Origin of the sequence: Acinetobacter sp. CS-2 (assembly GCF_016599715.1) — a bacterium.
Taxonomy (GTDB): domain Bacteria; phylum Pseudomonadota; class Gammaproteobacteria; order Pseudomonadales; family Moraxellaceae; genus Acinetobacter.
Genome location: NZ_CP067019.1, coordinates 1,536,624 through 1,556,239 on the forward strand (window position 1 = coordinate 1,536,624; position 19,616 = coordinate 1,556,239).

Consider the following 19,616-nt stretch of genomic DNA (forward strand, 5'->3'; position numbering starts at 1 on the left):
AACTATAGCGAAATAGAAAGCGTGAATACAACATCTCAATCATTTATTTCTTAAGGATGCTTAACGTGGTCGCACAAATTCGAATTGGTCAGGGAATGGATGTACACGCCTTTGAAGAAGGTGATTTTGTTACTTTAGCTGGGGTCAAGATTCCACATAACCAAGGCTTAAAAGCCCATTCAGATGGTGATGTGGTATTGCATGCACTCTGTGATGCATTATTGGGGGCATTGGCTCTGGGCGATATCGGACAGCATTTTCCTGACACCGATGCAAAATTTAAGGGAGCAGATAGTCGCGTTCTACTTAAACATGTCTATCAACTAATTTTAGATCGTGGTTATGTGTTAAATAATGCAGATATTACGGTCGCCTGTGAACGTCCAAAACTGGCCAAATATAATCTGGAAATGCGTCAAAGTATTGCAGATGTTCTGGATGTACATGTTACACAAATTAGCGTTAAAGCCACAACCACAGAAAAATTAGGCTTTACCGGACGTGAAGAAGGTATTTTATCGACTGCAACAGTGTTGATTTCGCATCAGGCAAAATGATCTGGATGGATCAGCGACTGCTGTAGTTCCTGGGTAGCTTTGCGACCTTGCAGTTGTAGGGCTACTGCATGAATTAAGCCGGTCCAGGTTTCATTCGGTTCCCAAATACTGTGCATCAGTTCTTGCGCTGTAGGCATGTCTACATTCATATAATATTGACGGTATAAATACATTAAACAGCTGACATGATGGTTGGTTGCACAGTGAACCCAAACCATCTGTTCTTGTACTAGATGATTGAGCAGGTCCAATACCAGTAAACATTGGTCATCAGAAGGTGTTTCTGCTGAAATGGGCAGCTTAATATAATTTAAGCCTAAATCTAAACAAACTTTATCTTCATGATCTAAATGCGGCTCGGCGTCAGACAAGGCCAAATTCACAATTGTGGTTACACCGTATTCTTTAATCAGCTTTAGCTGTTCCGCCTTAGGCTGGGCAGAAGTGAATAGATGCTCGTGAATAAACTGGAAATTTTTGATATGACTGAGTGCATGTTCAATTTCATTCATCAGATAAAATTTTTCCTAATGTTAAAGTAGAAACGCCATCTGGTCAGATGGCGTTTTAGCTCTTAGCGATTTGGTAAAACGTCTTTCAATGCTTCATGCATATCGAGCAGGGCTTTTTCAGTGGTTTCCCAATCGATACAGCCGTCAGTCACCGATTTGCCATATTCCAGATTGTCCAGATTTTCAGGAATATCCTGACGACCACCTTTCAGATGACTTTCAACCATAATGCCCACAATCGACTTGTTGCCATCCTGAATCTGTTCAGTGATGTTTTTCAGTACCAGCGGTTGCAGGTACGGGTCTTTGTTGGAGTTGGCATGGCTGGCATCAATCATGATCTTGTTGCTGACTTTGGCTTTGGCCAAGGCATTTTCAGCTTCTGCAACAGAACCTGCATCGTAGTTAGGCTTCCCATTACCGCCACGAAGTACTACGTGTGCGTACTGGTTACCGCTGGTACGAATGACAGAAACCTGACCCTGATCATTCAGGCCGAGGAAGCTGTGACCATGTTTCACCGACTGCATGGCATTGGTTGCAACGGTCAAGCCGCCATCAGTACCATTTTTAAAGCCTACAGGTGAAGATAAACCTGAAGACATTTCACGGTGCGTCTGGCTTTCAGTGGTACGGGCACCAATTGCTGACCATGAAATCAGGTCTTGATAATATTGTGGCGAGTTTGGATCGAGTGCTTCAGTCGCACATGGTAATCCTTTCTCATTCAGTTCAACCAAAAGCTGACGACCAATACGCAGACCTTTTTCAATATTGAAAGAGTCATTCATGTCAGGATCATTAATCAAACCTTTCCAGCCTACCGTGGTGCGTGGTTTTTCAAAATAGACACGCATGACGATATAAAGGCTATCTTTAACTTTTTCGCTTAAAACTTTGAGACGATCGGCATATTCATGTGCAGCCACGGTGTCATGAATTGAGCAAGGACCAATGACGACAAACAGGCGTTTGTCTTTACCATCCAGGATATTGCGAATAGTTTCACGGCCTTTAAGGACGGTTTGATAGGCTTGCTCAGTCAAAGGTAACTCTTTTTTTAATTCTGCAGGAGTTACAAGAGGCTGAATGCTTTGTACATTCACGTCGTCGATGTCAGATTGTGTAATAGGTTTTGACTGTAGTGTATTCATTGCCGTCACTGGTTCGATCATACAAAAAATTATTTCATCCCCTGAATATAACACGAATATACATTCACCATGTTATAAAAAAGATCAATATATAGGTCAAAAAAAAGTGATGAATCGTATAGTTAAATTAAACATGTGCAGTTTTTTCAATGCTGATCACTTGTGCGGTAGCCGGTTTCGCCACAGGTTTTGCCTTGACTGGATGCAGCATGAAATTCATACCTAAGGCAAACAAGGTAATGCCCAGAATCTTACGGATAATTTTTTCCGGCAAGCGGGAACTAATCAAAGTACCTACTACAATTGCAGGAATGGAACCAACCAATAACCAGCCAAGCAAGTGTAAATCGACATTACCTGAACTCATGTGCCCAAGTCCTGCAACCAAAGTCAACAATACAGCATGCACCACATCGGAACCAATAATTCGGATCATGGGTAAATTTGGGAACATCAAAACCAGTGCCATAATACCGAATGCACCAGCACCGACTGAAGATAAGGTAACGAATATTCCCAATACAATGCCCATAATCACGATATAAGCACGTTTGTCTTTGGCTTGTAAGTTAACCTTTTCCAGATCCTGCGTCATATCAACAGGTACATCTTTACGCAGCTTGTTAAAAAATTGTTCAATATGACCACGGAATACGATAGAAACACCGGTCAGGGTCAACATAAAGCCTAGGACCATGGTTAAGACAGCTTTATAGCTACTGGATTGGCTGAGATAGTTTTCTAGTACCCAATGCGTTGCAAATGAGGCAGGAATACTGCCTACAGCAAGCCAGATGACAATCGGCCAAACAATATTCATTTTTTTTGCATGAACTAAAGACCCGCAGAATTTTGAAATAGCGGCATATAGCAAGTCTGTTCCAATGGCGATATGTGGTTCGATTCTAAATAGGCTAATCAGGATAGGAGTCATTAAAGAACCGCCACCGACACCTGTAATCCCAACGCAGAAACCAACCAAAACACCTGCTAAAATAAATTCTAATGGACCAAACATGGTTATATGCCAAATATCAAAAACGTGCATATGTTATGACTTTTTCATATAAGTCGTTGTCTTGATTATTGATTTGCTTATTCTAAAAAGAGATAAAGCGGGATTTTATTTTCTTATGTTGTGCGTTAATACTTTTGTCTGATTAAAATTAAATATTGAAAATTCAGCAGGATATGAATTCTTGAAATAGAGATCGGAATAATGGAAGTTGATTATATAGCAGTTCAACTTAGACACTATCTGGGCTACTGTTATGTGATGCATTTTCACAAAAAGTTTCGATAGCCTTTTTTATAGTGGAACTATTCATATAGGTCATATAGTCACAATTTGCAGTCTATTTTTTTCATGAAATATCCATGAAGCGATTTGTCCTTGAAAACCAGAACATTAATGAAAAATATTAGGCTGAAAATAAAATGTTTGTTGATCTATCGCCACTGTGTCTGAAAAGATTTTAGAATTTCCTGCTGAAGCCATGTTTGTATCGAACGCAAATTTTTCCCAACACGGCATTTAAATTTATTGTTTTGCTATAGTTTGAAGAGATTAATGCTTAGTCATGTAAAGATAAAGGACTATGCTAAAATATTAAACTATTCAGCCGCAGGACGTATGGGGAAAAACACTTGCAAAATAGAAAACTAAAAATTGGAATGGTGGTTGGTGAGGTTTCAGGCGATACCCTTGGCGCTAAACTGATCCGTAGTTTTCGTGAGCAAGGCATAGATGCCGAATTTGAAGGCATTGGTGGTCCACAGATGATTGCTGAAGGTTTCAAAAGCTATTATCCGATGGATATTTTATCGGTCATGGGCATTGTGGAAGTTTTAAAAGATCTGAAAAAACTTTTCGCCGTGCGTGATGGTTTAGTTGATATCTGGAGCAAAGAGCCGGTGGATGTCTTTGTCGGGATTGACGCGCCAGATTTTAATTTACGTTTATCTAAAAGTCTGAAACAGAAAAACTTACCGATCAAAACCGTGCAATATGTCAGTCCTTCAGTCTGGGCATGGCGTCAGGGACGGGTACATGGCATCAAAGCCAGTATTGATCTGGTACTGTGTTTATTTCCTTTTGAGAAAACCTTTTATAAAAAATTTGATGTGCCAGCTGCTTTTGTCGGGCATCCATTGGCCAGTCAATTGCCATTGCAAAACCCGCTGATTGAAGCCAAGCAGGAGCTGGGCTTGAATGTGGAACACAAGCACATTGCACTGTTACCGGGGAGTCGTCGTGGTGAAATTGAAAGATTGGGCCCATTGGTACTTGATGCAGCGAAAATCGTTAGTCAGAAACATCCTGAATATATGTTTCTGATTCCAGCTATTAATGAGGCGCGCAAACAGCAGATTGAAGCATTACTGCAACAATATCCTGCTGATTGTGTGGCTAAAGTCTGTTTGCTGGAAAATATCGATACGGAATCGAAAATTGGCCGTCAAGTGATGAATGCTTCCAATATTGTGGCATTGGCTTCGGGAACCGCAACTTTAGAAGCGATGTTGTTACATCGTCCGATGGTGACTTTTTATAAACTAAACTGGCTGACCTATCATTTGGTCAAATTCCTGATCAAGATTCCGTATTATTCGTTGCCGAATATTATTGCCGGGAAAAAGGTCATTCAGGAACTGATTCAGCATGATGCAACGCCAGAAAATCTGGCTGCTGAAATTGAAAAACTGATGAACGTTGAAACTGCACAAATTCAGGCGATGCAGCACATCACCATGCACAAGCAGCTGTTGTCAAGCAATAGTGAAGACCCGGTTCAGGCCATTCTGAATACCTTGAATGCAGGCACATCTGATCAAGCCTGATTTTTACTGGAACTGCTGGCGATATTGGCTCGGAGTTAAATTAAACAGGCGTTTAAAAGTCTGGCTAAACGCCGTTTCGGAAGAATAACCAACACGATGGGCAATTTGCTGTATCGACAATTGTCCTTCGCGTAAATGCTGTGAAGCCAAACGGAAACGGTATTGCTGTAAATAGGCCAATGGTGTTTCTCCTACAATACTGCTAAATAAGGTGGCGAACTTGGAACGCGACATACAACATTGTTCAGCCAGACTTTCTACCGTCCAGGCCTGATCAGGCTTACCGTGAATAGCGGCCAAAGCATTGGCCAGTTCGGTATGTGCCAAAGCCCTGAGCCAGTTATTGGAATCGCTTAACTGGGCAATATAATCGCGTACACATTCAATAAAAAGAATACTGACCAGATGATCGAGAATTTTGTCGCGACCCGGACGAATTTGATAGGCTTCTACGGCCAAAAAATGTAATCCGATTTGTAGCCATTCAGGGGTAGTGCTGCCGGTAATATGCTGAATATGAATATAGTCGGGCAGGGCATTCAGTAAGGGACGTGCCATAATGGTATCAATATGACAGCGGATCGCCAGAATCAGTGCTGGTTCACCGCTGGTACTTCCAAATTCAATGGTTTCTTGCCTTTTTTCATCAAAAAGCCCGGTAATATTAAGTGCTTCAACTAAATTGCTTTTATGACTGCTATGGCAAGAGTGGTTTTGCCCTGATGGGATCAGCACCAGATCACCTGCTTCGACCTGCAGTTGGGTGTGTGGATTCAGTTGAATGGTCATATGGCCCACCAGAACCACATAGCCAATCATGGCATCTTGTTCCTGATAAGCATAAGCCCAGTGACCTTGCGGTTTTAAATAAATATATTCAGATTTATTCAGATGAATATCGTCAAAAATTTTACTTAAGGCATCCATGTCTTATCGTTCTGTCATCATTGAATAAAAATTATAAAATTCTGGATTTATGCCAGCATGTGTTTTTAGGTCAAAAATTGGCTAGATATGCCAAGGACGTTTGCATAGTTTTTTTGGACGTTTACAACTGTTCTTGAGGACCTATTTCTAGAAATATAACGTTAGAACAAAAAATAGGGAAGATCGCCAGCATGAATGCACCAGTAAATTTAAATCAAGCCACACTTCAGACCCTGCCTAATGCTTCAGGCTTAGCCCTCGACAAAAAACGTTATTGGTGGCTGCTGAGCCCCGGTTTACCGGTGATCGGTATGGGGATTTTGGCTGGCTATCAGTTTGGTCCTAAAGCCACAAAAAAAATATTTGCCTTGGGTGGTCCTTTATTGCTGCATGTGATTATTCCAACGGTCGACGCGATTGTCGGTAATGACGGTAATAATCCTGATGATGAAGAAATTAAGTCACTTGTAGCAGACCCTTATTATGACCGCATTGTGAAACTGTTTATTCCTTTGCAAATGGCTGCCAACCTTTTTGCCGGTTATGTGGTAAGTCGTAAAGAAACCTCTTTTCTGGATCAAATCCTTTTGGGCATTTCCATGGGAGCGATTAATGGCGTGGGAGTCAATACGGCACATGAGCTGTCGCATCGATCGCATAAAAAGGATCATTATCTTGCCCATGCCACATTAGCACCGCTGTTTTATAATCACTTTCGGGTTGAACATCCTTATGGACATCATAAGCGTGCTGCAACGCCTGAAGATCCTGCTTCTTCGAAAATGGGTGAAACTTTCTATGAGTTTTGGCCAAGAACGGTATTTGGTGGAATTAAATCGTCCATTGAAATTGAAAAGAACCGTTTAAAACGCAAAGGTTTATCTTTCTTTAGCAAGGAAAATGAACTGTTTCAAGGCTGGGCGATGAGTGCCGGTTTTCATGCCAGTATGCTGAAGCTATTTGGTAAAGACGTGATTCCTTATTTGGCCACACAGGCATTTTATGGCATCAGTTTGTTTGAAATTATTAACTATATTGAACATTACGGTTTAATGCGCGATAAAAAGGAAGATGGAACTTATACACGTATCATGCCTGAGCATAGCTGGAACAATAACAATATTACTACCAACCTGTTTTTGTACCAGTTGCAGCGTCATTCCGATCATCATGCCTATCCGACACGACCATTTCAGGCCTTACGTCACTTTGATGAAGCACCTGAATTGCCAAGTGGTTATGCCACCATGTTATTACCAGCTTTAATTCCATCGCTCTGGTTTAAAATGATGGATAAACGTGTATTTGATCATTATAAAGGTGATTTAAATAAAGCCAATATTCATCCAAAACGCCGTGCCAGCATATTCAAGAAGTTCGGTGTGTCTTTATAAAGTATTCTGCGCTGTTCTATTTGGAAATTTTCTATCAATAAGTATATTTAAAAAGCACTTATTTTTACAGAGATAGAAAATTTCCCGTTCTTTTTTGAAGAAAATATATGAATGATATTGATAAAGCCTGGATGTAAAATTCATCATTTTTGTACGTTATGGCGCACAGGAATTTAAGGTGTTTATGGATTAGTGTAATAGATTTTTCCTGTGCCCAAATCATACAGGAACAGGAAGTTCAGCAATAAAAAAATAAATAGAAGTAAAGAAAAAATTCTTAGATCAGCAAGGTGATGTACGATAGGAGTCAGATCTAAGCATCAAATACGAAAAGGCCCGACATGATGTCGGGCTTTTATTTTATACAAATTTTGTATATTTTTTACACAATTTATGAGAGACTTAATTTTTGAATGAGCAATAAAAATAATTTAATATGTATTGCTAAAAAAAATGACTTTAAATAAAATTTGGAACATTAAAATAATTTAAATTACAACAATAAGTTAGAGGTTTTTTGACATGACAAGAAAATACAGTAAATTTTTTTCTGCAGCATCTGAGTTTAATCTGGATAATTTTCCATACTACTGGATTACTCAAGTACATTCTCAATATGTTCAGAATGTGGATCATGCGTTAAAAAAATATGGTTTAGACAATTCTCGTCGGCGTATCTTGTTGGCTTTAAAGTCCAAGCCCAATGCGAGTGTATCCGAGCTATCCGAGATGTGAACCGTACCGGGTTTGTCGGAGAGTTTTTTATTTAAGTTAGGCCACCTGACCTAACGGGTTAATCTTATCATAGTACATTGCTTCAAAATCAAAAGGTGATACATAACCCAGTGCACTATGTACACGCTCTTTATTGAACCAATCTACCCAATTTAGTGTCGCAAGTTGTACATCCGCTAAACCTTGCCAATCTGCTTTTAGATATTCAATCACCTCTGTTTTGTATAAGCCATTCACCGTTTCAGCCAAAGCATTATCGTATGAATCACCAGTCGTACCGACTGATGCTCGTAAATTTGCTGCTTCTAAACGATTGGTATAGCGAATGGAAAGATATTGCACACCTCTGTCGGAATGATGAATCACATTCTTTGGCATGCCTCGATCATGCAATGCTTGCTCCAATGCATCGAGCACCATATCTGTATTCATCCGTGTAGATACTTTCCAGCCAACAATTGCTCGTGAGAACACATCAATAATAAAGGCGGTATAGACCCAGCCTGAATTTGTTTGAATATACGTAAAGTCACTGACCCACAGTTGGTCAGGATGATCAGCAGTAAAATTACGTTTCACTAAATCATCTGCTCGTTTTTGGTCATCTCGGCTACGGGTGGTTTGTTTGTTCTTACCTCGCCAAACACCTTGTATACCTAGCTTTTTCATTAATCGAGCAACAGTACAGCGTGCAATAATATAGCCTTCACGTTTCAGTTTTTGCCAGACTTTACGTACACCATACCGACCTGAACTTTCCTTCCAAATTCGTTTAATCTCCTCAGCATGATGCAAGTCATGTAAATCTCGCTTTGCTCGATGTTCTGGATTTTCACAGAGATCTAGAGTCCGGTAATAGGTTGAAGGTGCGATCGGTAAAATTCTACAAATCGCCTCGACTCCGTACAGCTCTTTATTATTATGGATAAAATCCACCATTATTTGTGTGGGCGGTCGAGCTCCGCCTGGGCGAAAAAAGCGGCTGCTTTACGTAAAATTTCATTGGCACGCTTTAATTCTTTGATTTCACGTTCCATTTGCTTCATTTTTTCTTGATCAGATATCTGTTGTACTTTGACAGGATTTTGTTGATCTGAATATTTCTGATACCAAATACGAAGTGTTTCAGGCGTACAACCAATCTTAGATGCAATAGCTGTGATTGCGGCCCAATTCGATGGATAATCTTTTTCGGATTCAATCAATAATTGAACCGCTCTTTCTCTGATTTCAGGGGTATATTTTACTTTTTTCATCGGGACATTCTCTCAGAAAGCTTGGTCTCCGACAAACCCGGTACGGTTCAGGTATTTGATGTACCTGAAATAGAGGATAAAAAGCAGTTCATTGAGTATCTGTCTTCTGAATTAAATAAATTGTGATGACAGTTCAAAACTCAGTAAAACTTAAAGAATATGCGTCCCTTTATCTTAGGGTTCTAGTATCTTTCCCATGTAAACGAGTATGAGTCATGGGTCTAATTCTTCTCCTTATTGTTATCTTAATAACAGCTTTTGTAATGGTAAACCCTTTCCAACAAAAGTCTGGTGGAAAGTTTAAAGAAATGACTAAAAATAAGTTTGGTCATAAAGTTTCCAGTGCAATAGACTTTCAGCACCCCATAATTGAGATAGTTGGCCCTCAGCTTGATCATTCTGTCAGTAAAGTTGTCAATGCTCTTTTGATCATGGATACCACAAACACAGAATATACCTATGCAATTATGGTGATTGTTGGTGGTATTCAAGTAGGTTATCTAAGTGACGAAGATGCTGAAAAATTTCTCAAAATTTTAAACGATAAGCATCTATATGAAGATACTGGAATTGAAGTAAAAGCGCTTATTTATGGGGATTGGGGCAATGCTGATCAAATTGCAAATTTTAAAATAAATTTAAATCTCCCTAAAAATTTTGAAGATTCAGAAATCACATAATTAGATTGCTAAAGAGGCCTCCATTGGGAGGTTTTTTTAATGCCAGGAGAAAAGTATTTAACTTATACTTCAAATGCATTTATTTACATTCTGTACAAAAAACAATCTAAATGGGGTTGGAAGGCTACAAATCCAAATGATAGTTTTGATGTATACCAAAATCATTAAGCATTTGAGGTGAGTAATGAAATTATGGAATCTGCTTGGTCTAAGCGTAGCAAAAAGCTATTGTCAAAAAGTTATAAAAAAAAACTCGGTATTCGAAAGCTGACTTTGATGAAATTGTCAGAAAAGCATTATTAAAAGATTTTGCCAACTATAAAATTGATTAACATTTACCAAATGAATAAGCTCATCGAAAGGTGCAATGCTGTTCACTTAAGAGGAGCAGCATTGTGATCTACCGGATAACGGGTTTTTGACATCTTAACCGTTCGGGGTGTTGTTGGCCTCGAACGCCTTTCCAGAAACAGGCTACCCATCCCTGATCTCAGCTCCGATAGCCGCCTGCCAGTCCCTGACAAAGGGTTGGCATTCGCCATCACAATCAGCTGAACGGCTATGTACTGGCATGCAGGCTTAAAACGGATATCCGAAGGTGAACGCCCAAAGGCTACCGCTGCAAATGCCGCTTCTCGCCGAATAATATTGTAGCTCAGCAACAGACCCCACAACTCCTGATAAACCAGCTCTACCGTCTTGCTGCGAAGCGTGATGGCATTATGCTGCATCGAGCTTTTGATATCCCGAAAACCCAATTCGATTTCCCAACGCTCTTGATAGAGCCTGGCGATATCCTTTGCAGGATATTGATCGGCCGGCAGCGAGGTCAGAACTGTCTTTATTCGTCCGCCCCGCACAGCATAACTCACTTGCCTGACTTCCCAGTATTCGGGGAGCATCGGGTTTTTCTTTCTTGCCTGGGGTGACACTTTCATCCGTACCCGCACGTCACCTTCTGCATACGTCTCGATCACATCACTTTTCAGATTTTTGCGCTCCGGAATCAGCCAGTGACGACCTTGACCTTGCATCGAGAGTGAAAGCAATAAATCCGCACTCCAAAAACCCTTGTCAAACAAGGTGATCGAGTTATTCGGAATCTGGGAGATAAACTTTGCAGCCAAAGGAATCTCGCCCCGGCGATAGGGACTGATCTGTGCATCGACCAGTGTATGTGAGCGCACATTCATCAGCGCGACGAGCCGTAGCATCGGAAATGGCGTCTGGCGCTGTGTAGAAGTATTGCCTGAGCCAAAGTGCTCACGAAGATCAGTCGTATCCTGGGTTCGGAAGAGTGCACCATCGACAGCAAAGACCTGAAGCCCCTGCCATTGATCATCTGGATATCGCTCATGTCCCCAGTATTGACCCGTCTGGCGAAATAGCCACTCTACAGGATCTGCACCCAAACGCTTACGGGCTTCAGTTACCCCACTACGTGCCAGCAGGTCAAGAGAGGCTAACCCCTGAGCGCAAATATTCAGTCTTCTTGCCACTTCATGGATGGGCTCATCCCGAAAAATTGCCATCCCAAGAACCAGCCAGAGGACTTGATCTGCAGGCAAGCGTCGCCTGCGGATAGTAGCTGAACTGCTCAACTTGAGTGCGGATTCGACCCACTCAATGGGGATATTGTGAGTAAAGGTACTCAGATCCGAGAAGTTAAATAGACCGTTGAGGTCGAGAAGATCCTGCTGAAACACCATAAAAAATCCGATGCCAAACCTGACATCGGATTCTCTAATAAATTTCGCGAGGCTTCAAATGCTTAAGTGAACAGCATTGCATCGAAAGGTGGGCTTTTTTATTGTTTAAAATGGTATAGTGGAAATATCATTTAAGTACTTGGCTCCATGTCTGAATCCTACAAATACATTTATACTCAAATTAGTATATTTGGTTCATTACCTACATATAAGGTTTTTTTAGATAGTGTTGAGAGAAAAGTAAAATATATTTTTGCCGATAATACATTTATTTATGGAACTATTTCTGATTGGGCTCTTAGTCATTCAGGTCTTGATTCAAGAAAATCATCCTGGTCGGATGAACCTAAATCATTTTTAGAGAGTGAAAAAAATAGATTGCGTAAGTATAGAGACTTACATCCAGCTTTTATTACTAAAACGAATAATGGTTAGATTTAGATACTTATTGATGCAGGATATGCTGTAAGTATTTATTTTTAAAATAAAGTTTGCTTTGATGCTGCTTATGACGTATAAAGCTAACTCGTTGATGCGGGATGGAGCAGTCTGGTAGCTCGTCGGGCTCATAACCCGAAGGTCGTTGGTTCAAATCCAGCTCCCGCTACCAACGAAAAAGATTCAAAGTTTATATACCCACTTATCTCAATTTGTGGGTATTTTTTTGCTCATCGAAAGGTGGCTTATTTTGTTCAAAATTCAGTATTGACACCAATTAAATTTTGAAGAAAATAAGCACCACCAGCGCATGGATGCTTTGGGTAATTTCGATTGACAGCTCGGAAAAGACGGCAAAACCTCAGAAAGCTCACATAGTGGGCTTTCTTATTTGTCATAATCCTTTGCTATTCTTTAGAAAAAATACTGAGCCGTTGTTATGAGTGCATTAACTAAAGATGAATTACAGTCGTTATTGGCAATGGTGATGCACGAAAATGAAGAATTAAAGGAAGAAAACCGAAAGTTATTGTTAATGGTTGCTGATTCTGCTGAGCAAATAAAGAAGGCTACTTATATTACTGAAGAGTATCAGCGAATGTTTAATGAGATTACTGAAGCGCTTCGGACTCGTTATCCTGCAGAGTTTAAATTTGTTGAAGATATTCCAAAACACCTAAGTTAATTCATATAAAAAATCTAAGCTCGGTCATTGATCGGGCTTTTTTGTTGTCTAGTGTTTTTGATACACAAATGAATTTGTCTCTCAAAATAACCCAAAAAGGAGAATCAAAATGCCAGTATTTGCTTAAGCAGCTTTTGAGCTAGTTAGATCGCACGAAAGACGATACAACCCATGCAGTTCATCGAGCATGAATAGGATATGCAGGAAAGTGAAATCAGAGTTGGGAGTGATGCCCCGCCATACATTGATAATGAAACCGAAAATTGATTAGTACTGTGCCTATTCAGTGGCAATCACAGTAGGGAGTAGCGGTAGATCAGTTGCCGAGCTGGTTAATATCGTAATCTGAGGCAATGGGTACACATGATGATATGTGTATCCATTTTTTATGAGCTTATAAGTTACTGAAATGGCAAACCAAAGTACATCATGCTTATAAATTTGCTAATAGAATGGGTTTTAACTAAATTACGCCCACTGTTATGAGGCAGTACTTATACATCTTGAATCAGCGCAAAATGATACAGATGGGGCTCACCGAAAGGTGGGCTTTTTATTTAATACACATAAATTTACCTGACATACAAAAAACTATCGAAACGTGCTTGGAGTGTAATGAATAGAGGTGATAGTTATATATGCTTGCATTTCTGATTGGTTGAGGTGAAAGATGAAACTATTAACTTTGATTGGTACAGGTGTGGTAGCCGGATATTGTTATAAAAAGCTTAAAGATAAGAAGAATTCAAAAAACAATAATTATCATTATATGAAGGGGGATACTAAGTCTTCATAATGAAGATGGGATTGTTTGTGCCCTGAGAAATGTCATGTGTAAGCAATATCAGGGCACCCAGATTTTTTTGATCACAAATTTATATAAAAAATTAACAACACATAAAGATGGCACTTCTATAATTCTTTGGAAAAAAATAAAAAGAGTTATTGGAAATGTCTAAAATTTTTATATTAAAAGAAGTAAAAGCTATAAGTCGTTGCGGTATGAAGATAGTGGTAGAGCAGGTATTTGAAAAGGTTTTCAATGAATATGGAAGAAACCCTATATGTGTGCCTTTACCCCAAATAGTGATTAATGAAAATGTAATTAGTTTAGATGGTGAAAACACTTTTATTCATCCTGGAACAAAGAAAAAGTTCAGGGTAACAAGAGAGGAAGTAATGTTTAAATCAAAATTGCCATACCTTAAAAAGAAAAATAACCCAAAGTAGACAAGTGAAAACAGTTCCTGTGCATTCTCTATACTTTGTTGTTAATTTTTTAGTGCTATCTTATTTTTGCGAAAACAAGAAAACGCAAATAAAACGAAGAAAATGACTACAGCACCGGCCCACTTATTTGAAGGAGTAAGTGGGCTTTTAATTGCCTGAAAGTTACCTATCAGCTTTCATCTTTAATGTTAATAAATAATTAATTAAGTTATTCTAATAATTTGATTTAATTATCATTATTTTAATTTTTGGTATATTTTGCCACTGAAAAATACTTAAATGGTGTAGAAAATAACCAACAGAAACAGCTGTAGTTTCTGAATGACCTACTCCATGGTCAGTGTTTATAAGCCCACCAATGTTCTCGAGGTGGGCTTTTTTTGTCAGGAGAAACTAGATGCTCCAATTCCTACGCAAATTATTTTGCATACATGCATTTGATTACGAGTCAGACATATTTGCCGAGGTCGAATGTCGTAAGTGTGGTAAAACAAAACCTGAGTGATTTCTCCATTGCCGAACGTATTACGGCATATAAAACCCCGCTACATACTAGATATTGGCGGGGTTTTTCTTTTCTTATTGGTGGTGTCTATGACAGACAAAGTACAAGCGAAACAAGACTTAGAATTTTGCAGTGCTGAGCTGTCTAAGTATCAGAATCTCAGTAGATCTGGACTGACACGCAATGAGTTGCTGGCAATCGACGGCATTATGATTAAGCTGAAAGAGCGTATTAAGAATTTGCGTTTTGCTTTATATGAATCCTGATCAATACAAAGCCTTAACTGATAAAGGTCCACTTAAAAAGAAACCATGTACCAGACCACTACCCAAAGCCGGTGAAAAATACTTAGAAGCATTTGAGCGATTGAAAGAAATTCTTGATCGCATGGAAATTAAGTATGAAGAGTATTTCCATTTTAAAAGCACGAAACACTGGCGTTTTGATTTGCACCTTATTGAATATCGTATGTTGATTGAAATAGCTGGTGGACCTTGGTCAGGTGGACGAAAAGGCAAACTGGCCACAAAAGCCTGGAGCATTGACCGGTACGACCAGGCTGAAGAAATGGGCTATCGGTATATGCGCTTTGAAACCGGTGATATCAATATGGGTCGTGCTACCGCTTGGCTTAGAAATTTAAAGGCATCTTATGGAACAGTTCAGACCATTCCCGCCGACGGATCTGATGGATCAGGCTGAGGAAGAAGAAGCGATTCGTTTGGCACCGGCACCAGAGCTTAAAGAATGGGTCGTTAAAAATTGGCTGACTTTGGGCGGTGAACTCCATAACCCGGATCATGATCATATCGCTGAGCTGCTTCACGACAATGAAGAGTTCCTGGCATTTGCCTGGGCATCATCGGCCGCCGTGGCTAAAAAGCGTATGGTGCTTGGTCAGTGTGAAAAGGTGATGTTTAACCAAGGTGGCTGGAAGAAGGCGCGTCAGGAACAGCAAATGCGGGACTGGTTCGGTTTTGTGCCTCAATATTTGATTACGGTTGATGCTGCATTTTGTGAGCAAGCTTCCGATCGTGAGTTTTGTCGTCTGATCGAACATGAGCTTTATCACATTGGCGTTGAGCGCGATGCTGATGGCGAGATCATCTATAGCGACATGACTGGTCTACCTAAACATTACCTGGCTGGCCATGATGTTGAAGTGTTCTTTGGTGAAACTAAACGCTGGGGTGCAGACGAATCTGTTAAGCGGCTTTTGGAGATATCCAAGAATGCGCCGTTTGTATCTGAAAAAAGTATGGCTGCGTGCTGTGGGAATTGTCTAATCGGTTAGATTCAAATTTTTTTGCCCACTTTCCTTGATGTACCTTGATGGATGGTGATTTATGGCAAGACTTAAAAAGCATGAAAAAGTTTTTATAGTTCGTGCACTTGCACAGTTTATGACACCTACTCAGGTGGTTGAGGACATCAAGGTAAAATTAGGGGTTGATGTTTCTCCACAACAAGTAGAGACATACGACCCAACCAAAGTTGCAGGTGCTGATCTATCGCAAGAATTTGTCGATCTATTTCATGAGGCTCGAAAGAAATATATTGAGCAGCCGATCTATAACATTGAAGGTGCTAATGACATTGTTCAGCTCAAGGTGTTGAGCACCTTATTTATTAAAAAGCAAAACAATACACGTGATGCAATCAAGCTATCTGATCAAATGCAAAAGATTGTTAAAGGGTACTATGAGAAGAAAATAGAAATCACCGGTAAAGATGGCGGGCCAATTCAGCAAGAAACTAAATCAACACATAAGTTTTCACCGGAAGAACTGGCAGGCTTGTCTGCGCAAGAGCTTTCACGTTTGGCAATTAATGGCAAGTTATGACTTATGCAATTGAAGATATAGCGCCACTAATTAAAGAGTGGACGATCAACATACGCCTGCCTGAAGTCATTGAAGAAATGACACGGCGTTATTACTACCGAATGCTGATAGAACAGAATGAGCTAAGTATTCAGGCTGAAATCTACAAATGTAAGAACGACCCTGCACATTGGTTTAATCACTGGGTATGGACTTATGATCCTCGGGGTATGCCTTTTGGATTGCCAGCGAATATTCCTTTTGTCTTGCGCCCTGGTCAGGTTGAACTCGTAGATTGGTTGATTGAACGTGAGAGCACCCAAACACATGGCCTGATTGAAAAAAGTCGTGATGAAGGGATGAGTTATGTAGTCCTGGGGTTTTACTTGCACCGATGGTTATTTGTTGAAGGCTTTGCGGGTGGGGTTGGTAGTCGTAAAGAGGACCTTGTCGATAAGAAGGGTGACCCCAAGACATTGCTGCATAAGTTCCGGGACATGTTTTCCAAGTTGCCAGACTGGATGAAGCCGAGGGGCTTTGTTGAAAAAGTACATGACAACTACATGCGAATCATTAACCCGGACAACGGCGCAACCGTTACCGGTGAAGCTGGTGACAACATTGGCCGTGGTGGTCGTACCACAATGTACTTTCTGGATGAATGGGCATTCGTAGAGCGTCAAGAAGCGGTAGATGCTGCAATTTCCCAGAATACAAACGTTCATATCAAAGGGTCTACTCCCAATGGTATCGGCGATCGCTTTCACCAGGATCGTTTTAGCGGTCGTTACGCCGTCTTTACCATGCCTTGGAGAGCTAATCCTGATAAGAATTGGCAGGCTGAGATACATGGAAAATTGATTTATCCATGGTATGAAAAGCAAAAGGCCACACTTGATGACGTTGTTTTGGCTCAGGAAGTAGATATTGATTACGCCGCATCGGTTGAAGGCGTACTGATCCCCTCCGCATGGGTTGAAGCTGCGGTTGATTCTCATATTGAGCTCGGTATTCAGCCTTCTGGTGAGCGTAACGGTGCACTGGATGTGGCGGATGAAGGTAAGGATAAAAACTCTTTTGCTGCCCGCCATGGGATCGTATTGCAATACCTGGATACATGGTCTGGTGTTGGTGATGACATTTTTGGTACCACGCAAAAGGCTATCGATGCATGCCTGGATTTGAAGCTGAATTTGTTCTTCTACGATGCAGATGGTTTAGGTGCTGGTGTACGCGGTGATGCTCGCGTCATTAATGAGCAGAATCAGGTGAAGGGGATGCCAGAAATTGAGGCTAATCCTTTCCGGGGATCAGGTGCAGTACATAACCCTGAGCAGGAGATGGTTGAGGCACGTAAAAACGTGGACTTCTTTGCCAATCTTAAAGCTCAGATGTGGTGGTCATTGCGACTTAGATTCCAAAACACCTACCGAGCTTTACAGGGCATGCAATATGACCCAGACAGTCTTATTTCACTCTCAACACAAGACATAGATAAGCAAGAGCTTGAACAACTTAAGCGCGAACTTTCACAACCCACATACAGCAAAAATGGTGCAGGCAAAATTTTAGTGAATAAGCAGCCTGACGGTGCACTGTCACCAAACCGGGCTGATAGCGTGATGATTTGTTTCAGTGATATTAGAGAGCGGAAAAGAAAGAAACCTGCAGGTGCGGGTACTCGAACTTATTGATAAGGAAAACTCATGGCAAAGTCTAAAAAAGGCAAAGCGTCAAAGAAGGCTTTGTCTTATGGCAACTTATACACTCAAGAAGCAGTTACTCAGTTCCTGGTGAATTTTGGGAAGCAACCAGATACGGATGAAGTGCTTCGTAAAGCAGGGATTGCACGTCATAAATTGCGTGTACTACTGGATGATGATGAAATTGCCCAAGCAGTCGAAACACGTCTAGATGCTCTTCTGGCCACGCCGTTACGTATTGAACCAAGTGATAGCAAAGAAGCAGAGATGCTGAATTTGATATTGAAAGAGTGGTTTTATGAAATCGCTGCAGCCGCTTTTAATGCTTTGCTATTTGGCTACTCAGTGCAAGAAGCTGTGTATGAATTAAAACCGGAAGGTTATGTGGGTATTCAGTGGATCGGTGAGAAGCCGATGCAATGGTTTGAGCCTAAGAACGACGGTCGTTTAATTTACCGACAGGATGGCCATAACGCAGAGCGTGAAGTTGATCAGGTATTTAAGTTTTTCTTAACACGCCGTAAAGCCACATACGAGCAGCCTTATGGCAAGGCCTTGCTGGCCACACTGTATTGGTTATTCTTCTTTAAGCAAAACGGCTTTAAGTTCTGGGCAAAATTCTTAGAGCGCTTTGGTACGCCGATTCTACTTGGTAAATGCAAAGATACTGAAACTGATGATATGAGCAAAGCACTGTTAGATGCCCATGCTCAAAGTGTTTTATCTATTGATATTGAAGATGATGTGCAAATCCTTTCTGCACCAGGAACAAGTGGGACAGCCGGTGCAGCATTCGAGGCTTTTAACAATCAATTGGTTCGTCAGATTCAAAAGGTTGTATTGGGGCAGACGCTCACCAGTGGTACCGATGGTGTAGGAAGCCGGGCATTAGGTCAGGTGCACGATAACGTCCGTATGGACAAGTTGAAGTCGGATATTCGCTTAGTGACACCAACCCTACAAGCAGTTGTTGATGCTTTGTGTGCCTTGAATCAGTGGGGTGAATACAAGGTGATGCTTGGTGAAAAACCTAAGCCACTCAATAAAGACCAGGCAGAACGTGATGCTCATCTTAAAAATGCCGGGGCTAATCTAACACCGCAGTACTTTCTGCGTGAATATGGATTGCAGGATGGTGATATTGCTGAGGCTCAGCAATTACCAGCGAATACCCAATTCACTGCATTACCTCACCAGGCATTTAACTTTAAGGCATCTGCCAATAAGTTATCTGCAGCACAGCAGGAAGTTGAAGAGCTGACGGATGGCCAAGGTGATTTAGAGCTTTTAAATCAGGATCAGATTAAACAATTGGTTTCTGAATCCGACAGTCCTGAAACTTTAGTTTTTAACTTGGCAAAGTTACTACCCGAGGCATCACGGACTGAGTTCACAGCTAAATTGGATCAAGCTTTATATGCGGCTGATGTGCTTGGGTATGCGATGGCACAAGATGGGAAATAAGCT

Annotated in this window: 20 protein-coding genes, 1 tRNA gene, 1 pseudogene and 1 other annotated feature; of the genes and pseudogenes, 16 read left to right on the forward strand and 6 right to left on the reverse strand. The window is 40.7% G+C overall.

Annotation, left to right across the window (positions count from 1 at the left end; all coding sequences use genetic code 11):
- The first annotated feature begins 65 nt into the window (after positions 1–65).
- Positions 66–557, forward strand: coding sequence for a 2-C-methyl-D-erythritol 2,4-cyclodiphosphate synthase (gene ispF, locus JFY49_RS07680; protein WP_086197430.1), 492 nt, complete (start codon positions 66–68; stop codon positions 555–557).
- Here ispF and JFY49_RS07685 read toward each other — a convergent pair.
- From JFY49_RS07685 to JFY49_RS07695, 3 genes are all read right to left on the reverse strand, one after another.
- A complete protein-coding gene (locus JFY49_RS07685; RefSeq protein WP_180176584.1) occupies positions 545–1,069 on the reverse strand; it encodes a protein tyrosine phosphatase family protein in 525 nt (174 codons plus the stop codon). The genes ispF and JFY49_RS07685 overlap by 13 nt on opposite strands.
- Before the next feature lie 62 nt (positions 1,070–1,131).
- Positions 1,132–2,223, reverse strand: coding sequence for a 3-deoxy-7-phosphoheptulonate synthase (locus tag JFY49_RS07690; protein WP_180176592.1), 1,092 nt, complete (start codon positions 2,221–2,223; stop codon positions 1,132–1,134).
- 127 nt (positions 2,224–2,350) lie between these two features.
- Positions 2,351–3,241 carry a sulfite exporter TauE/SafE family protein gene (locus JFY49_RS07695; protein ID WP_086197427.1) on the reverse strand — a complete coding sequence of 297 codons (891 nt, stop codon included), beginning with the start codon at positions 3,239–3,241 and terminating at the stop codon, positions 2,351–2,353.
- Between the two features lie 629 nt (positions 3,242–3,870).
- Here JFY49_RS07695 and lpxB point away from each other — a divergent pair.
- Positions 3,871–5,064, forward strand: a complete 1,194-nt coding sequence (gene lpxB / locus JFY49_RS07700; RefSeq protein WP_180043970.1) for a lipid-A-disaccharide synthase — start codon at positions 3,871–3,873, stop codon at positions 5,062–5,064.
- A 3-nt stretch (positions 5,065–5,067) separates the two neighbouring features.
- Here the strand turns inward: lpxB and JFY49_RS07705 are convergent, their stop codons facing one another.
- Positions 5,068–5,991, reverse strand: coding sequence for an AraC family transcriptional regulator (locus tag JFY49_RS07705; protein ID WP_180043971.1), 924 nt, complete (start codon positions 5,989–5,991; stop codon positions 5,068–5,070).
- A gap of 191 nt (positions 5,992–6,182) precedes the next feature.
- Between JFY49_RS07705 and JFY49_RS07710 the strand changes: the two genes are divergently transcribed.
- Together JFY49_RS07710 and JFY49_RS07715 are read left to right on the forward strand one after the other, a co-directional pair.
- Positions 6,183–7,385, forward strand: a complete 1,203-nt coding sequence (locus tag JFY49_RS07710; RefSeq protein ID WP_200224697.1) for an alkane 1-monooxygenase — start codon at positions 6,183–6,185, stop codon at positions 7,383–7,385.
- A 522-nt stretch (positions 7,386–7,907) separates the two neighbouring features.
- Positions 7,908–8,117 (forward strand): annotated as a pseudogene (locus JFY49_RS07715) (MarR family transcriptional regulator); the annotation flags it as partial.
- A gap of 39 nt (positions 8,118–8,156) precedes the next feature.
- Here the strand turns inward: JFY49_RS07715 and JFY49_RS07720 are convergent.
- Positions 8,157–9,376 (reverse strand): IS3 family transposase gene (locus tag JFY49_RS07720; RefSeq protein WP_200224698.1). Its coding sequence is split into 2 segments (ribosomal slippage): positions 8,157–9,100 and positions 9,100–9,376, totalling 1,221 coding nucleotides; the frame shifts between segments, so codons are not numbered across the junction.
- Positions 8,985–9,101 (reverse strand) — a sequence feature (AL1L pseudoknot). It overlaps the preceding gene by 117 nt.
- 215 nt (positions 9,377–9,591) lie before the next feature.
- Between JFY49_RS07720 and JFY49_RS07725 the strand changes: the two genes are divergently transcribed.
- A complete protein-coding gene (locus JFY49_RS07725) occupies positions 9,592–10,056 on the forward strand; it encodes a hypothetical protein (RefSeq protein ID WP_086197414.1) in 465 nt (154 codons plus the stop codon).
- Positions 10,057–10,430: 374 nt separating this feature from the next.
- Here JFY49_RS07725 and JFY49_RS07730 read toward each other — a convergent pair whose 3' ends face one another.
- Positions 10,431–11,765 (reverse strand): IS4 family transposase, encoded by a 1,335-nt coding sequence (locus tag JFY49_RS07730; protein WP_200223737.1) that lies wholly within the window; start codon positions 11,763–11,765, stop codon positions 10,431–10,433.
- Between the two features lie 147 nt (positions 11,766–11,912).
- Here JFY49_RS07730 and JFY49_RS07735 point away from each other — a divergent pair, with 147 nt between their 5' ends.
- The 11 genes from JFY49_RS07735 (at position 11,913) to JFY49_RS07780 (ending at position 19,613) form a co-directional block, all read left to right on the forward strand.
- On the forward strand, positions 11,913–12,200 hold the full coding sequence (locus JFY49_RS07735) for a hypothetical protein (RefSeq protein ID WP_166168999.1): 288 nt from the start codon (positions 11,913–11,915) through the stop codon (positions 12,198–12,200).
- Positions 12,201–12,298: 98 nt separating this feature from the next.
- Positions 12,299–12,375 (forward strand) — tRNA-Met (locus JFY49_RS07740).
- Positions 12,376–12,642: 267 nt separating this feature from the next.
- Positions 12,643–12,888 carry a hypothetical protein gene (locus JFY49_RS07745; protein ID WP_086197412.1) on the forward strand — a complete coding sequence of 82 codons (246 nt, stop codon included), beginning with the start codon at positions 12,643–12,645 and terminating at the stop codon, positions 12,886–12,888.
- Between the two features lie 670 nt (positions 12,889–13,558).
- The gene (locus tag JFY49_RS17645) at positions 13,559–13,684 is read left to right on the forward strand and encodes a hypothetical protein (protein ID WP_265092679.1); all 126 of its coding nucleotides are present in this window, start codon (positions 13,559–13,561) and stop codon (positions 13,682–13,684) included.
- A gap of 155 nt (positions 13,685–13,839) precedes the next feature.
- Entirely contained in the window at positions 13,840–14,118 is a 279-nt protein-coding gene (locus tag JFY49_RS07750; protein ID WP_413784595.1) for a hypothetical protein, read from the forward strand.
- A 594-nt stretch (positions 14,119–14,712) separates the two neighbouring features.
- Entirely contained in the window at positions 14,713–14,889 is a 177-nt protein-coding gene (locus JFY49_RS07755) for a hypothetical protein (protein WP_200224699.1), read from the forward strand.
- Entirely contained in the window at positions 14,879–15,325 is a 447-nt protein-coding gene (locus JFY49_RS07760; RefSeq protein ID WP_200224700.1) for a hypothetical protein, read from the forward strand. Before JFY49_RS07755 ends, JFY49_RS07760 begins: the two co-directional genes overlap by 11 nt.
- Entirely contained in the window at positions 15,276–15,917 is a 642-nt protein-coding gene (locus JFY49_RS07765) for a putative metallopeptidase (RefSeq protein WP_200224701.1), read from the forward strand. The genes JFY49_RS07760 and JFY49_RS07765 overlap by 50 nt, the downstream gene beginning before the upstream one ends.
- A gap of 52 nt (positions 15,918–15,969) precedes the next feature.
- Positions 15,970–16,467, forward strand: coding sequence for a DUF2280 domain-containing protein (locus tag JFY49_RS07770; protein WP_200224702.1), 498 nt, complete (start codon positions 15,970–15,972; stop codon positions 16,465–16,467).
- Complete coding sequence (locus tag JFY49_RS07775; RefSeq protein ID WP_200224704.1) at positions 16,464–18,140, forward strand: terminase; 1,677 nt, start codon at positions 16,464–16,466, stop codon at positions 18,138–18,140. Before JFY49_RS07770 ends, JFY49_RS07775 begins: the two co-directional genes overlap by 4 nt.
- Positions 18,141–18,152: 12 nt before the next feature.
- Positions 18,153–19,613, forward strand: a complete 1,461-nt coding sequence (locus tag JFY49_RS07780; RefSeq protein ID WP_200224705.1) for a DUF935 family protein — start codon at positions 18,153–18,155, stop codon at positions 19,611–19,613.
- Positions 19,614–19,616 lie beyond the last annotated feature (3 nt).

Coding starts and splice junctions, on each gene's coding strand:
- JFY49_RS07685 (WP_180176584.1), bottom strand. CDS start 1,069: ATGAATGAAATTGAACATGCACTCAGTCATATCAAAAATTTCCAGTTT.
- JFY49_RS07690 (WP_180176592.1), bottom strand. CDS start 2,223: ATGAATACACTACAGTCAAAACCTATTACACAATCTGACATCGACGAC.
- JFY49_RS07695 (WP_086197427.1), bottom strand. CDS start 3,241: ATGTTTGGTCCATTAGAATTTATTTTAGCAGGTGTTTTGGTTGGTTTC.
- JFY49_RS07705 (WP_180043971.1), bottom strand. CDS start 5,991: ATGGATGCCTTAAGTAAAATTTTTGACGATATTCATCTGAATAAATCT.
- JFY49_RS07710 (WP_200224697.1), top strand. CDS start 6,183: ATGAATGCACCAGTAAATTTAAATCAAGCCACACTTCAGACCCTGCCT.
- JFY49_RS07725 (WP_086197414.1), top strand. CDS start 9,592: ATGGGTCTAATTCTTCTCCTTATTGTTATCTTAATAACAGCTTTTGTA.
- JFY49_RS07730 (WP_200223737.1), bottom strand. CDS start 11,765: ATGGTGTTTCAGCAGGATCTTCTCGACCTCAACGGTCTATTTAACTTC.
- JFY49_RS07735 (WP_166168999.1), top strand. CDS start 11,913: ATGTCTGAATCCTACAAATACATTTATACTCAAATTAGTATATTTGGT.
- JFY49_RS07745 (WP_086197412.1), top strand. CDS start 12,643: ATGAGTGCATTAACTAAAGATGAATTACAGTCGTTATTGGCAATGGTG.
- JFY49_RS17645 (WP_265092679.1), top strand. CDS start 13,559: ATGAAACTATTAACTTTGATTGGTACAGGTGTGGTAGCCGGATATTGT.
- JFY49_RS07750 (WP_413784595.1), top strand. CDS start 13,840: ATGTCTAAAATTTTTATATTAAAAGAAGTAAAAGCTATAAGTCGTTGC.
- JFY49_RS07755 (WP_200224699.1), top strand. CDS start 14,713: ATGACAGACAAAGTACAAGCGAAACAAGACTTAGAATTTTGCAGTGCT.
- JFY49_RS07760 (WP_200224700.1), top strand. CDS start 14,879: ATGAATCCTGATCAATACAAAGCCTTAACTGATAAAGGTCCACTTAAA.
- JFY49_RS07765 (WP_200224701.1), top strand. CDS start 15,276: ATGGAACAGTTCAGACCATTCCCGCCGACGGATCTGATGGATCAGGCT.
- JFY49_RS07770 (WP_200224702.1), top strand. CDS start 15,970: ATGGCAAGACTTAAAAAGCATGAAAAAGTTTTTATAGTTCGTGCACTT.
- JFY49_RS07775 (WP_200224704.1), top strand. CDS start 16,464: ATGACTTATGCAATTGAAGATATAGCGCCACTAATTAAAGAGTGGACG.
- JFY49_RS07780 (WP_200224705.1), top strand. CDS start 18,153: ATGGCAAAGTCTAAAAAAGGCAAAGCGTCAAAGAAGGCTTTGTCTTAT.